Annotated in this window: 15 protein-coding genes; 8 read left to right on the top strand and 7 right to left on the bottom strand. The window is 70.0% G+C overall.

Annotated features, from left to right (window positions below; all coding sequences use genetic code 11):
- Positions 1-17 precede the first annotated feature (17 nt).
- A complete protein-coding gene (locus KSF81_RS14070) occupies positions 18-719 on the top strand; it encodes a Lin0512 family protein (protein ID WP_217379524.1) in 702 nt (233 codons plus the stop codon).
- Positions 720-946: 227 nt separating this feature from the next.
- On the opposite strand, the gene KSF81_RS14065 is transcribed toward KSF81_RS14070, so the two are convergent.
- Complete coding sequence (locus tag KSF81_RS14065; protein ID WP_217379523.1) at positions 947-2,104, bottom strand: NADH:flavin oxidoreductase/NADH oxidase; 1,158 nt, start codon at positions 2,102-2,104, stop codon at positions 947-949.
- A gap of 107 nt (positions 2,105-2,211) precedes the next feature.
- Between KSF81_RS14065 and KSF81_RS14060 the strand changes: the two genes are divergently transcribed.
- Both KSF81_RS14060 and KSF81_RS14055 read left to right on the top strand, forming a co-directional pair.
- Positions 2,212-2,931, top strand: a complete 720-nt coding sequence (locus tag KSF81_RS14060; RefSeq protein ID WP_217379522.1) for an SDR family oxidoreductase — start codon at positions 2,212-2,214, stop codon at positions 2,929-2,931.
- Positions 2,932-2,988: 57 nt separating this feature from the next.
- Complete coding sequence (locus KSF81_RS14055; protein WP_217379521.1) at positions 2,989-3,678, top strand: RraA family protein; 690 nt, start codon at positions 2,989-2,991, stop codon at positions 3,676-3,678.
- A 9-nt stretch (positions 3,679-3,687) separates the two neighbouring features.
- Here the strand turns inward: KSF81_RS14055 and KSF81_RS29710 are convergent, their stop codons facing one another.
- On the bottom strand, positions 3,688-4,182 hold the full coding sequence (locus tag KSF81_RS29710; protein ID WP_309139560.1) for a methyltransferase domain-containing protein: 495 nt from the start codon (positions 4,180-4,182) through the stop codon (positions 3,688-3,690).
- Between the two features lie 59 nt (positions 4,183-4,241).
- The gene (locus KSF81_RS29705; protein ID WP_254453521.1) at positions 4,242-4,898 is read right to left on the bottom strand and encodes a tetratricopeptide repeat protein; all 657 of its coding nucleotides are present in this window, start codon (positions 4,896-4,898) and stop codon (positions 4,242-4,244) included.
- A gap of 256 nt (positions 4,899-5,154) precedes the next feature.
- On the opposite strand from KSF81_RS29705, the gene KSF81_RS14045 reads away from it, so the two are divergent.
- On the top strand, positions 5,155-5,334 hold the full coding sequence (locus tag KSF81_RS14045) for a hypothetical protein (protein WP_217379520.1): 180 nt from the start codon (positions 5,155-5,157) through the stop codon (positions 5,332-5,334).
- Between the two features lie 106 nt (positions 5,335-5,440).
- Here the strand turns inward: KSF81_RS14045 and KSF81_RS14040 are convergent, their stop codons facing one another.
- The gene (locus KSF81_RS14040) at positions 5,441-5,989 is read right to left on the bottom strand and encodes an RNA polymerase sigma factor (protein WP_217379519.1); all 549 of its coding nucleotides are present in this window, start codon (positions 5,987-5,989) and stop codon (positions 5,441-5,443) included.
- A 224-nt stretch (positions 5,990-6,213) separates the two neighbouring features.
- Positions 6,214-7,884 carry a formate--tetrahydrofolate ligase gene (locus KSF81_RS14035; protein ID WP_217379518.1) on the bottom strand — a complete coding sequence of 557 codons (1,671 nt, stop codon included), beginning with the start codon at positions 7,882-7,884 and terminating at the stop codon, positions 6,214-6,216.
- A gap of 113 nt (positions 7,885-7,997) precedes the next feature.
- Here KSF81_RS14035 and KSF81_RS14030 point away from each other — a divergent pair, with 113 nt between their 5' ends.
- Complete coding sequence (locus KSF81_RS14030) at positions 7,998-8,207, top strand: DUF1289 domain-containing protein (RefSeq protein ID WP_217379517.1); 210 nt, start codon at positions 7,998-8,000, stop codon at positions 8,205-8,207.
- A 104-nt stretch (positions 8,208-8,311) separates the two neighbouring features.
- On the opposite strand, the gene KSF81_RS14025 is transcribed toward KSF81_RS14030, so the two are convergent.
- Both KSF81_RS14025 and KSF81_RS14020 read right to left on the bottom strand, forming a co-directional pair.
- Entirely contained in the window at positions 8,312-9,427 is a 1,116-nt protein-coding gene (locus KSF81_RS14025) for a 2-aminoethylphosphonate--pyruvate transaminase (RefSeq protein WP_217379516.1), read from the bottom strand.
- Between the two features lie 17 nt (positions 9,428-9,444).
- Positions 9,445-10,098, bottom strand: a complete 654-nt coding sequence (locus KSF81_RS14020) for a DUF1194 domain-containing protein (RefSeq protein WP_217379515.1) — start codon at positions 10,096-10,098, stop codon at positions 9,445-9,447.
- Between the two features lie 151 nt (positions 10,099-10,249).
- Between KSF81_RS14020 and KSF81_RS14015 the strand changes: the two genes are divergently transcribed.
- The 3 genes from KSF81_RS14015 (at position 10,250) to KSF81_RS14005 (ending at position 13,431) form a co-directional block, all read left to right on the top strand.
- The gene (locus tag KSF81_RS14015; protein ID WP_217379514.1) at positions 10,250-10,645 is read left to right on the top strand and encodes a RidA family protein; all 396 of its coding nucleotides are present in this window, start codon (positions 10,250-10,252) and stop codon (positions 10,643-10,645) included.
- Positions 10,646-10,848: 203 nt separating this feature from the next.
- Complete coding sequence (locus tag KSF81_RS14010) at positions 10,849-12,060, top strand: ABC transporter substrate-binding protein (RefSeq protein ID WP_217379513.1); 1,212 nt, start codon at positions 10,849-10,851, stop codon at positions 12,058-12,060.
- Between the two features lie 159 nt (positions 12,061-12,219).
- Positions 12,220-13,431, top strand: coding sequence for a CaiB/BaiF CoA-transferase family protein (locus KSF81_RS14005; protein WP_254453520.1), 1,212 nt, complete (start codon positions 12,220-12,222; stop codon positions 13,429-13,431).
- Positions 13,432-13,433 lie beyond the last annotated feature (2 nt).

The raw sequence follows: 13,433 nt of genomic DNA, 5'->3' as shown, positions 1-13,433 counted from the left end.
TCGAGGGAGAAAGCGACATGGCGCTGAAGCGCATGGTGCTGCAGATCGGCATGGGCACCGATATCCGCGGCACGGACTATACCAAGGCGGCGGTCAGGGCGCTGCGCGACGCGCTGTGGCACAACTCGCTGACCGTCACCCATGCGCTCGGCATCGATGTCGATGCAATGCAGGTGGAGGTCACCATCGGCGTCCCTCGGCCGGAGCAGGTGGACCGCGAGGCGGTGCTGGCGGTGCTGCCGCATGGCACCGGCACGGTGGAGGTAGTCGAGGGCGGGCTGGAAATCCCGAACGAGGCGGGCACCGGCTCCACCGTCATCGCCAATGCGGCGGCGGTGGTCCGGCTTGATATCGGCGAGCGGCGGGGGGGCGTCGGCATGACCGCGCGGCGCGTCATCCTGGAGATGGGCAGCGGCAACGACCTGCATGGCGCGGATTATACCAAGGCCGCGATCCGCGCCGTGCAGGATGCGCTGCACCACTCTTCCCTCTCGATGCTGCGCTCCCTGGCGATCGACCCCGCCACCATGCTGGTCGATGTCACGATCGGCGTGCAGCAGCCCGGCAAGGTGGATGCCGACAGGGTGAAGGCCACCCTGCCGCATGGGAAGGTCACAGTGACCGTGGTGAAGGGCGGGCTCGATGTTCCGGACCCGGAGCGCGACGACGTGGCGGTGATCGCCAGCGCCGCCGTTGCGGTGCGGCTCGACCTGCCCTGAGGCGATCCGATGATCGCAGGGCGGCGGCGCTGGTGATAGGCGCCTTCCCCTGGCAGGGTCATCGCCATTCCGCCCGAACCGGCCCTGTGGCGACGCAAACATAGCGGCAACAAAGCGGCCAGGAGGCGCACGGCAAAGGCCCGGAATGCCAAACCGGGCCTTGCCTTCCTGCTCCAAGCCGCCCTGCGGTGGTTCGGAACTCCGGTTGCGGCTTGTTCTGTATACGATCAGGCGTCGAGCCGCTCCCGCCAGGTGGAGGGCGTCAGTTCCTTCACCTGCCGCGCCCGCTTCTCCAGCCAATAGGCCTGGGGCGGCGGTACCAGCGCGAATTGCGGGTCGACGCCGAGTTTCTGCGCCGCATCCATCGGCCAATTCGGGTTGTAGAGCAGCTCCCGCGCCAGGGCGATGAGGTCCGCCTCGCCGCGCTGCAGGATGCCCTCCGCCTGGTCGGCATGCACGATCAGCCCGACCGCCATGGTCATGATGTCGGCCTCGCGGCGGATCTTGGTGGCATAGGGCACCTGGTAGCTATAGGTGATCGGCCCGGCGCTCACCACCGGCGCGCCGCGCATGCCGCCGGAGGAGCAGTCGATCACATCGACGCCCTTCGGCCGCACCAGCGCCGCGAGGCGCGAGGACTGGTCGGGATCCCAACCCGCGTCGTCATCCACCGAAAGCCGCAGGAATAGCGGCTTCCCTGCCGGCCAATGGGCGCGCACGCTCTCCACCACTTCCATGCAGAAGCGCATGCGGTTCAGCTCGGAACCGCCATAGTCGTCGTTGCGGCGATTGGAGAAGGGCGAGAGGAATTCATGCATGAGGTAGCCATGCGCGCCATGGATCTCCAGCACCTCGAACCCCGCCTCATGCGCCCGCCGTGCCGCCTGGCCCCAGCGTTCCACCAGCGCCGGGATCTCCTCGCGTGAGAGGGCGCGCGGCAGCGGGTCACTCTCGGGCGCCGCGAGGGCGGAGGGCGCCACCAACTCCCAGGCATCCCAGTCCTCGATCTCGGGGGTGCGCTGCAGCGGCGCGCCGCCTTCCCAGGGGCGGAAGCGCCGCGCCTTGCGGCCGGAATGGCCAAGCTGGATGCCGGCCACCGCGCCATGCTGGCGGATGAACTCGACGCAGCGCGCCAGGCCCGGGATGAAGGCGTCATCCCAGAGGCCGAGATCACCCAGCGTGCCGCAGCCGCGCCGCTCCACCTTGGTGCTTTCCATGATGACCAGGCCGGCGCCGCCGGCGGCATAGCGGCCGGCATTCATCAGGTGCCAGTCGGTGGCGAAGCCCCGCACCGCGGAATACTGGTGCATCGGCGCCACCACCGCGCGGTTCTTCAGCGTGACCTCGCGCAGCCGGATCGGCGTGAACAGCAGTGGTGCGGGCATCCGCATTCCTCCCTCTTTCGCCCCCATGCTACAGGGGATGGCGCGGCCGGGAACCCCGCCCCGGCGTCAGGGCTTTGGCCCGGCAGGCAGTGCAAGGGACCAGCCGCATGACCGAACAGCGCCGCGTGGCCCTGGTAACCGGCGCCGCGCGCGGCATCGGCCAGGCCATCGCCACCCGCCTGGCCGGGGATGGCTGGCGGGTGGTGATCGCCGACCGCGACCATTCCCCTGCCCTTGGGCCGCCCGGCTCCGGCCTCCGCCGCGTCCAGGCCGATGTGGCGGAGGAAGCCGTGGTCGAGGCCCTGCTGGCTGGGGTGCAGGCCGAGGAGGGCCGGCTGGACGCGCTGGTCTGCAATGCCGGCTTCATGGTGCGGAAGCCGCTGCGGGAGTTGACCTTGGCGGAATGGCAGGCGGTGCTCGGCACCAATCTCACCAGCACCTTCCTGCTGGCCCGGGCCTCCGAGGCGCTGCTGCGCGCCTCCGGCGGCGCCATCGTCACCATCGCCTCCACCCGCGCCCGGCAGTCGGAGCCGGATACCGAGAGCTATGCCGCCTCCAAGGGCGGGCTGGTGGCGCTGACCCATGCCCTTGCGATGAGCCTGGGACCGGAGGTGCGGGTGAATTGCGTGAGCCCCGGCTGGATTGACACCAAGGGCGAGGCTCTTCGCCCGGAGGACCATGCCCAGCATCCGGCAGGCCGGGTCGGGCGGCCGGAGGATGTGGCGGCGCTGGTCGCCTGGCTGGTCGGGCCGGAGAGCGGCTTCGTCACCGGGGCCGAGTTCGTCACCGATGGCGGCATGACGCGGAAGATGATCTACGCCGAGTAGCTTGGCGCCTCCCTCCCGCCGCGCGACACTCGCGGCAACCGCCAGGGAGGCGCCGCCATGCTCGACAATCCACCGCTGCTCACCGTCCATCGCGGCTTCCGCCGCGCCCCGCCGGCGCTGCTGGAACGCTTCCGCGGCGCCCAGACCTCGCATCTGGTGGATGCCATGGAGGGGCGCGGCGGGCTCGACTGGCGGATCAAGCCACTCGATCCGGCGCGGGCGGAATTCGTCGGCCCGGCGCTGACCGCCTTCGCCTACCCGGCCGATGTGGTGGGGGTGATGGGCGCGCTGGCCGAGGCGCAGCCGGGCGATGTGATCCTGGTGGCCAATGACGGCTACATGGGCACCGCGGTGGTGGGCGACCTGGTCATCGGCATGATGCGGAACAAGGGCGTCGCCGCTTTCGTCACGGAAGGGCTGGCGCGCGACAAGGCCGGCATCCTCGCCACCGGCCTGCCGGTCTTCTGCGCCGGCATCGTGCCGACCTCGCCGGCCAGCAACGGCCCCGGCACGGTGGGCGCGCCGATCACTTGCGGCGGCATCCATGTGCGCCCCGGCGATATCGTGGTGGGCGATGCGGATGGCGTGGTGGTGGTGCCGCTGGACCGGGCGGAGGCGGTGCTGGAAAGCCTCGCTGCCGTCCGCACCGCCGAGGCGAAGGCGGTGGCGGCGGTGGAGGGTGGCGCCACGGAATCCGAGAAGGTGCGGCGCCTCATGGCCAGCGCCCGGATCGTGACGTCAGGCTGAGGCCGCGCCTCAGGCCCGGCGCAGGATGAAGAGGGCGCCGGCCACCGGGGCGCCCCGTTCCTGCCGCAGCACCGCATCCTGCCGCGCGAGTGGGGCAAGCCCGGCACCGGCGGCCAGCGCCGCCACATGTCCGGGGGCATGGCGGTAGCGCATGGCCTCGCCCAGCGCGAAGGGTGCCCCCTCCCCGGCCTCCACCGAGAAGGCGGCCACCCCGCCAGGCGCCAGCGCCGCATGGATGGCGGCCAGGGCCGGGCCGAGGTCGCCGAGGTAATTCAGCACATCCACCGCAGCGATGAGATCGAAAGCGGCATCATGGCCGGGCAGCCAGTCCAGCAGATCGGCCTCGTGCAGCGCGTGATACAGGCCGCGCCGACGCGCCTCGCCCAGCATGCGGGGCGAGAGGTCCAGCCCCTCTAGCCGCCGCGCGAAGGGCGCCAGGGCGACGCCGGAGAGCCCGGTGCCGCAGCCGAGATCGAGCACCCGCAATCCCCACGCTGCCGGCACCCCCGCCTGCCGCAACAGCGCTGCCAGCAGCTCGGGGGTGCGGTAGTCCAGCCGGCCGGTCAGCTCCGCCTCGAAACGGGGGGGGCGAATTGGTCGAAGAGGCTGCGCACATAGGCGGCCGGGGCGCGGTCCGGCGCCGCCGCGCGGCCGAGCGCCGCCAGCAGGAATCGGGCCTGCGCCGCCAATTCCGGCTCTGTCCCGGCACGCTCCAGCGCCGCCGCCGCGGCGCCCGTCGCCCCCACCGCATCCCCCGCCTCCCGCCGGGCATGCGCCAGGGCCAGCAGCGGTTCCGCGGCCTCTGGCAGCAGGGCGGCGGCGCGTTCCAGCGGTTCCAGCGCCCCCTTGGCGTCGCCCAGCCCGCAGAGGGCCTGGCCGAGATTGCGGAGCGTCACCGGGTCCGCCGGCCGCCGGACCAGCGCGGCGCGAAGGGTCAGCACTGCATCGGTGAGCCGGCCGGCCTCGGCCAGGGCGCCGCCATGATTGGCCAGGAAGACCGGCGCCTCCGGCTGCAGGGCCAGCGCCCGGCCGGTATGCCGCAGCGCCTCCGTGGCATCGCCGCGCTGCCGTGCCAGCACACCCAGCAGGTTATGGGCATTCGCCTCCCGCGGATCGAGCTTGAGGGTCTGGCGATAGAGGCGCTCGGCGGCGGCAAGGTCGCCCGCCGCGTGCAGTGCAGCGCCCTGGCGCAGCAGCGCGGGCGGATCGTGAGGAGGCATGGGCGCAATCTGCTTGGGCCGGCCATGCGGCGCAACGGCCACGAATCAGCCGGCATCACGAAATTGTGCTTGCAGTTGTGAAACGCTTTACCTAGTATTAAACATGCTCATGCATGGACTTCCGGCGGCAGGACTCTCCGGACCCCTGCGAGCATCCTTGTCGCAGCCATCTTCCGGAACCGATATGCCGAGCCAATCCGAGCCCGACTTGCCGGAAGCGGTGGAACCACGGGGCAGCCGGGACATTGGAACGGCAATGCAGACCGCAATCCATTCCCTACCGCTGTCGGCGGGTCCTGCCCCGCCGGACAACCGGGATTTCGACCGCTGGCTGCGGCGGGAGTTGGGGCGCTTGCACAACGATGTCCTGCACGAACCGATCCCGGATCGGCTGCTCCGCATCATCGAAGCCAGCGACTCCGCGCGCCGGGGCTAGGACCTTGCCCGGCAGCCGAGGGTCGAGCAGCCCGCCAGTCTGAATTGGGCGGTGCAGAAGATCTGGCGCCTGTGCTGGGAAACCTGTCGCGATGGCTCACTTCCCCTCATCCGCAGTGCCGGCCGATGTCCCCTGGGATTGCGTGGGGAGCATCGGCTCCATCCCGATGCTCAGCCGCAGCGCCTCCCTTGCCCGCGAGAGCCGGGATCGCAGGGTGCCGGGGGGGGACGCCCAGGATGCGTGAGGCGGCCGCATAATCGAGCCCCTCCACCACCACCAGCCATAGTGCCTCGCGCTGGATCGCGGGCAGGCGGCGGAAGGCGACGGAGAGGTCGCGCATCGCCTGGCGTTCCTCCTGCCCGCCCGAGACGGCAGCTTCCGGCATGGTATCCTGCACGAGGAAGGGGCTGCGCGCGTCGCGCCGCACCGCAGCAGCGCGGGCATGGCGTAGGATGGTGAAGAGCCAGGCGCGAAGATTGGTCCCTTCCGTGAATTGCTCCCGCGCCGCTATGGCGCGCAGCAATGTCTCCTGCACCAGGTCGTCAGCACCATCGGTGTATTTCGCCAAGACGCGCGCGAACCTCCGCAGCCGGGGAATCTCGGCCGAAAGGGCGGTTGCGAAGGCGTCCGCCTTGGGCGCCCTGTCCTGCTCCATGCGCTGTCAGCAACCTTCTGGATATGTGCCGTCCGATGCGGCGAACACTATCCGAAGCGCGGCATGCGGTGAGGCGCAAGCCGGACACCCTTGCGTGTATGTCGGGTGCGCTGCCTGCACGCTTGCGTGCAAATCGGCGGTGGCATCCATTCGCACCACCGCGGCATGTATTTCGCGTTATGCAGGCTGGCCGGTCCACGCTTCCGGCCCGTCCGCCAGGCCGATCAGAACAGGCCTTCGATATTCCCTTCGGCATCCAACCCGATCGTCTCCGCCGCCGGGCGGCGCGGCAGGCCGGGCATCGTCATGATCTCACCGCAGACCGCAACGACGAAGCCGGCGCCTGCGGAAAGCCGCACCTCGCGCACCGGCAGGACATGCCCCTCCGGCGCGCCGAGCAGGCTCGGGTCGGCGCTGAAACTGTACTGAGTCTTGGCGATGCAGACCGGGACATGGCCGAATCCCTGGTCTTCGAAGCGCTTGAGCCGGGCCATGACCGATGCCGGGATCGCCACATCGGCGGCGCGATAGATCTCGCGCGCGATGCTGCGAAGCTTCTCCGCCAATGGCAGCGCATCGGGATAGAGCGGGTGGAAACGCGCCTCGCCCGCCGCCAGCCGTGCCAGCACGGCGCGTGCGAGATCGGCGGCGCCGGCCGCGCCATCCGCCCAATGCGTGCAGAGCACCGCCTCGGTGCCGAGCCTTGCCATCGCAGCTTGCACCGCATCGAATTCCTCTGCGGTGTCAGTTGCAAAACGATTTATCGCCACAACCACCGGCAGTCCGAATTTCTGCATGTTCTCGACATGCCGCGCGAGGTTCACCACGCCGCGCCGCACCGCCGCCGCATCCTCCCGCCCGAGATCGGCCTTCGCGACGCCGCCATGCATCTTCAACGCGCGGATGGTCGCCACCACAACGCAGGCGGCGGGGGCAAGGCCGGCGCTGCGGCATTTGATGTCGAGGAATTTCTCGGCCCCGAGATCGGCGCCGAACCCGGCTTCCGTCACCACCACATCGGCCAGCGACAGGCCAAGCCTGGTCGCGATGACGCTGTTGCAGCCATGCGCGATATTGGCGAAGGGCCCGCCATGCACCAGCGCCGGGGAGCCCTCCAGGGTCTGCACCAGGTTCGGGGCAAGCGCGTCGCGCAGCAGCGCCGCCATGGCGCCATCCGCCTTGAGGTCGCGCGCGGTCACGGCGCGACCCTCCCGTGTCGCGCCCACAATGATCCGCCCGAGCCGGTCCTGGAGGTCGGCGAGGTCCCGCGCCAGGCAGAAGATCGCCATGACCTCGGAGGCCACGGTGATGTCGAAGCCATCCTCGCGCGGGAAGCCGTTGGCGACGCCGCCGAGCCCCGCGACGATGCCGCGCAGCGCCCGGTCGTTCATGTCCATGGCGCGCTGCCAGGTGATGCGCCGCGCATCGAGGCCGAGTTCGTTGCCCCAGTACATGTGGTTGTCGAGCATCGCCGCCAGCAGGTTGTTGGCACTGGTGATGGCGTGGAAATCGCCGGTGAAATGGAGGTTGATGTCCTCCATCGGTGCCACCTGCGCCCGGCCGCCGCCGGTGGCGCCCCCCTTCATTCCGAAACAGGGGCCGAGCGAGGGCTCCCGCAGGCAGATCATGGTGCGCGTCCCCAGCGCGTTCAGCGCGTCGCCGAGACCGACGGTGGTGGTGGTCTTGCCCTCTCCGGCCGGGGTCGGGCTGATGCCGGTGACCAGCACCAGCCGACCCGGCGGGCGCGCCGCCTGGGCGTTCAGGAAGCCGAAATCGACCTTGGCCTTGTGGCGCCCAAAGGGGATCAGCGCCGCGTCGGGGATGCCGGCGCGGGCGGCGATCTCCGCAATGGGCCACAGCCTGGCGGCGCGCGCGATGTCGAGGTCGGTGGCCATGCGGCGGAATCCTCCCGGGGAATGCCCCCGCGCTTATCGCCCCGGCCGGCTGCCGGCAAGCGCCGCCGGGAATACCCGCCGGAACCCACTGCCGCGCTGGCGCTTCGGGTTGCATGGCAAGTCCCTGCATCGATGTCTGCCGCTACGACCCGGAGACCGGCTGGTGCTTCGGCTGCGGCATGACCAGGCCGGAGAAGAAGGGCTGGAAGAAGGCCAAGGACAAGGATGCCCGGAAGGCGATCCGGGCGGCCTTGCCCGCCCGCCTGGCCGCGCTGGAGGCGGCCGGGCACCGGGTCGGCAAGGCGGCGAAGCGGAAGGCGTAGCCGCGCCTTCCAGGCGGAGATCGCGCGCTGACACCGCGTGGCGCAGGCAGCGGGGATCAAGCCGGAATGATGCGGCGGGCCGTATCGATGCCGCCGCAGCCCCGTCAGGCCGCCTCGCGCCGCCTGACGCCCAATGCATCGAGAGCCTCGCCCATTGCCCGGACGGCGCGGCGCATATCCTCCGGCGTGACCGCACCGATGCAGCCCACCCGGAAGGTGGGTGCCTTGGTGTTGTGGAAATTGCTGATCAGCACGCCGCGGGCCTTCAGCGCATCCACGAAGCGCTGCAATTCGAAACCCGCATCGGCAGGCTGGTGGACGGTGACGATCACCGGCCCCTGGTGCCGCGCCTCCAGATAGGGCGTGAGGCCGAGGGCCTGCACACCCTCATACAGCACGCGCATGTTCTCGGTGTAGCGCGCCAGCCGCGCCGGCTGCCCGCCCTCCGCCGCATGCAGGTCGAGCGCGACGGCGAAGGCGGCCAGCGCCTGCACCGGCGGGGTGAAGCGGAAGCTGCCCCAGCCAGCCCGCAGCGCATGCCGGTAGACATCCGCCAGGTCGAAGGCCCAGGAGCCGGCATTGCCCGCAGCCGCCTCCACCCGGTCGATCCGCGCCACGGCGAAGCCGATGCCGGGCATCCCCTCCAGGCATTTGCCTGACGTGAAGACCACCGCATCGCATTCCGGATGGTCGGCCAGGGAGAAGGGCAGCGCGCCGAAGCCGGAGACGGAATCCAGGATCAGCCGCCGCCCCGCCGCCCGCACCACCGGCCCGATCGCCGCCGGGTCGTTGACGATGCCGCTGCCCGTCTCGTTGTGGATCATCGCGACATGGGAGATGCCGGGGTCGGCGGCCAGCGCCGCGGCCACTTCCACAGGCGTTACCGGCCGCGTGTCGGGGCCGCGCAAGGCCACCACCTGGCGCCCCGCCTCGCGCGCCAGCCGCGCCGCGCGTTCCGCATAGCTGCCGTTCAGCGGGATCAGCACTTTGCCACCTGCCGGGATGAAGCTGCGGAGCGTCGCCTCCATGATGAAATGCCCGCAGCCCTGCAGCGGCAGGGTGGCATGGACACCCTCGTCACCGCCGGCGAGGTCCCGGACCCTTTCGCGGATGCCGGAATAGACCGGGCGGAAATCATGGTCCCAGGGGGCGATATCCGCGGCCATGGCGGCGCGGGTCTCTGGGCGGGTCTGCACCGGGCCGGGAATGAGCAGCAGCATGGGGGTTCGGCACACCTTCAGGAGGACAGCGCAGATAGCCCATCCCGGCGCGCAAGGAGAAGGCCGGTGATCTCGCGCCGCAGCTTCTCGCGGATGGCGTCGGCGAAGGCCGCATAGTCCGGGCAGGCCATGGCGAAACTGCCGGGGCCGCCGATCACCTCCGCCCGGTAGTGCTCCAGCAGGTCCGGCTCCTCGTTCAGCACCGCCAGCGCGTTGAGGGTGACGCCGGCGGCGACGCCGATATCCCGCACCGGGCCGGGCGGGCGGCCCTGGTTGTGCCGGCCATCGCCGGAGACATCCAGCACCAGCCGCGTGGCCTCGGCCGGGCAGCGGGCCAGCAGGGCGAGGCCGGCGGCCATCCCCTCCCCCAGCGCCGTGGCGCCGGGCAGCGGCTGGCGCGGAGCGGCATCGATGGCATCGGCAAAGCCGGCGGCGGTGGCCGGGCCGTCCAGCCGCAGCCAGGGCACGGCGAGTTCCGGGCCCGGCGTCATGCCCGACCAGAACAGCATCGCCACGGCCACGGCCCCATGCGGCCCGGCGGCGCAGAGGGCGCCGATCCCGGTATCCCGGAAGGCGGCGGCATAGCCGCCGGCCATCAGGCCGAATTCGTCGAAATCCACGCTGGCCGAAACATCGACGGCCAGGCAGAGGGCAAGATCGACAGGGTCCATGCGGCGGCGGGATAGCGCATTTCGGGGGCGGCGTGCGCGTCCTGCGGCAGATCAAGGCCGGGCGCTGCGGCCGCAAGCTTGCGGCCCCGGCCATGCAGCCGCCACACTCGGAGGCGCTGCCAGGGCTTCCCCCTGAACCGGAGGAAACACCATGCCGAAGCGGAACATCGTCTCCGACCGCCTGCCGAAGCCCAGCGGCCATTTCGCCCAGGCCACCATGGTGGAGGCGAAGGGGCGGCTGGTCTTCATCTCCGGCATGCTGGCCAAGGGGCCGGATGGCCGCATGGTGGGGCCGGGCGATATCGAGGCGCAGACCCGCCAGGTCTGCGAGAACCTCAAATCCGCGGTGGAGGCGGCCGGCGGCACGCTCGACGACATCTGCCGGGTCGATGTCTATATCCGCAACATGGAGCACTTCCCGGAGATCCATAAGGTGCGGCGGGAATACTTCACCGGCGAGGCACCGGCCTCCACCATGGTGGAGGTGAGCAAATTCACCACCCCCGATGCGCTGATCGAGATCAACGCCATCGCCGTCCTGGCCTGAGCCAAGGCGCATGGGCCGGGCCAGTTCCGGTCGCGGAGCGGTGATCGCACCGCCCTCCCCGCCTGGTCCAGTCTGCCCGCGCCAGGATCGCGGGACCGCCGTGCCGGCGCAACCCGTGTCGCCCGTCCGGCGGCCTGCCCGGGACATCCCTGCCCGGCCCCTTGCCGCCACAGGCCTGGCAAGTCGAGGGAGAGCCGATGTCCATGCTGCACCGCCGTTCATTCCTGGCTGGAACCGCCTTCGCCACCCTGGCAAGGCCGGCCATCCTGCGCGCCGCCGAGACGCCGGGCGTCACCGCCGATGAGATCAAGATCGGCAATACCATGCCCTATAGCGGCCCCGCCTCCGCCTATGGGGTGATCGGCCGCTGCGAGCAGGCCTTCTTCAGGATGGTCAACGAGCAGGGCGGCGTCGCCGGGCGGCGCATCAATTTCATCAGCTACGATGATGGCTACAGCCCACCCAAGACCGTGGAGCAGGTGCGCCGCCTGATCGAGCAGGACCGCGTCGCCTTCCTGTTCAACACGCTCGGCACGCCGAGCAACTCGGCGATCGTGCGCTATGTCAACCAGCGCAAGGTGCCGCATCTGTTCCTGGCGACCGGCGCCGACAAATGGGGTGACTACCAGGAGCATCCCTGGACCATCGGCTATCAGCCGAGCTACCGGACCGAGGCGCGGATCTACGCCCGCCACATGCTGGAGCAGCGGCCGGGCGCCAGGATCGCGGTGCTCTATCAGAACGACGATTTCGGCAAGGACTACCTGGCCGGCCTCCGCGACGTGCTGGGTGAGCGCTTCGACAGCCTGGCCACCACCGCTTCCTTCGAAGTCACCGATCCGACCATCGATTCCCAGATCGTGACGCTTAAGGCGAGCGGGGCGGAGGTTCTGGTCACCGCGGCCACGCCCAAGTCCGCCGCCCAGTCCATCCGGAAGGTGCATGATGTCGGCTGGCAGCCACTGCACTACCTGACCAACGTCTCGATCTCGATCGGCAGCGTCATCAATCCGGCCGGGCCGGAGAAGGCGCTCGGCATCATCACCTCGGCCTATCTCAAGGTGGCCAATGACGCCGCCTGGCGCGAGGACCCCGGCATGCAGCAATGGCATGCCTTCCTGGACAAGTACCTGCCGGATGCCGACCGCGAGGATTCCAGCTATGTCACCGCCTATGGCGTCAGCACCGCGATGCTCCATGTGCTGAAGCAATGCGGTGGCGATTTCTCGCGCGAGAACGTCATGAAGCAGGCGACGAACATCCGGGATCTGGAGGTTCCGGTCCTGCTGCCCGGCATTCGGGTCAATACCAGCCCGACCAACTACCACCCGATCCGCCAGATGCAGTTGCAGAAATGGACGGGGCAGACCTGGCAGCGCTTCGGCAGCATCCTTGAAGGAGCGGCAAGCGCCTGAGGGTCTCCTGCGGCCCCGCCGGCTGGCGACTCGGCCCCGAGGAAAAACGCCTTTACGAACAACCTGCTAGAGCGGGACCCCTGAGCAAGGGCCAGACGGAACCGCTCTAGCCCTCCGGGCGGGCCCGCCCTAGTCTGCGGCCCGACGGAGGATTGTCCGATGCCAGAAAGCCCCACCGACCCGAAACTCATGCAGGAGGCGCGCCTGCCGCTCGCGGGCCTGCGCGTGCTCGACCTGACCCTCGCCCGCGCCGGCCCCACCTGCGTGCGGCACCTGGCGGATTGGGGCGCCGACATCATCCGGGTGGAGCCGCCGGGCACCAATGACGGCCTCGGCGGCCCGCGCGATGGCTTCGACAGCGTCAACCTGCACCGCAACAAGCGCGCCATCGCGCTCGACCTGAAGAATCCGGACGGCCACGCCGCCTTCCTAAAGCTGGCCGCGACCGCCGATATCCTGGTCGAGAACATGCGGATGCAGGTGAAGCACCGCCTGAAGATCGCCTATGACGACCTGAAGGAACTCAACCCGCGGCTCATCTACGCCTCGATCTCCGGCTTCGGCCAGACCGGGCCCTATTCCAAGCGCGGCGGCGTCGACCAGATCGCCCAGGGCATGGGCGGCCTGATGAGCATCACCGGTGAGCCCGGCCGCGGCCCGATGCGCGTCGGCATCCCGATCGACGACCTCACCGCCGGCAACCTGCTGGCGCTCGGCGTCATGATGAAGCTCTATGACCGCGAGCGGACCGGCAAGGGCGGCTATGTCCATACCTCCCTGCTGGAGGCCCAGGTCTTCATGCTGGACTTCCAGGCCAGCCGCTACCTGATGGATGGCGAGGTCGCGGGCCAGGCGGGCAACGACCACCCCGTGAACATCCCGATGGGCGTCTTCCCGACCGCCGACAAGCCGATCAACATCGCCGCCTCCTCCGCGAAATTGTGGGAAATCTTCTGCAAGGCGGCGGGCAAGGAGGAATGGTTGCAGGTGCCGGAGTGGAAGACCGCTTCCGGCCGCAGCAAGGACCGCGCCCGGGTCAATGCCGCGGTGGCGGAAGTGACGCGGACACAGCCCTCCGAATGGTGGATCGCCAAGCTGGAGGAGGTGGGCATCCCCTGCGGCCCGGTGAACAACATCGCCGAGGTCTTCGCCGATCCGCAGGTGCAGCACCTCGGGATGGCGATGCCGATGCGGCACCGGAAGCGGGGCGACATCAAGGTGGTCGCCAGCCCGCTGAACATCGAGGGGTTGGAGACCGGCGTCTATCGCGACGTGCCGGAACTCGGCGAGCACGGCGCGGAGATCCTGGCGGAAGCCGGGCTGTCCGAGGGTGAGATCAGGAACCTCAAGGCCAAGGGAGCGCTCGGCTGACC

The sequence above is a fragment of the Siccirubricoccus sp. G192 genome (genome assembly GCF_019084075.1).
Taxonomy (GTDB): domain Bacteria; phylum Pseudomonadota; class Alphaproteobacteria; order Acetobacterales; family Acetobacteraceae; genus G192.
Note: the sequence above shows the minus strand (reverse complement) of the source record. Positions and strands in the feature narration are given on the sequence as shown.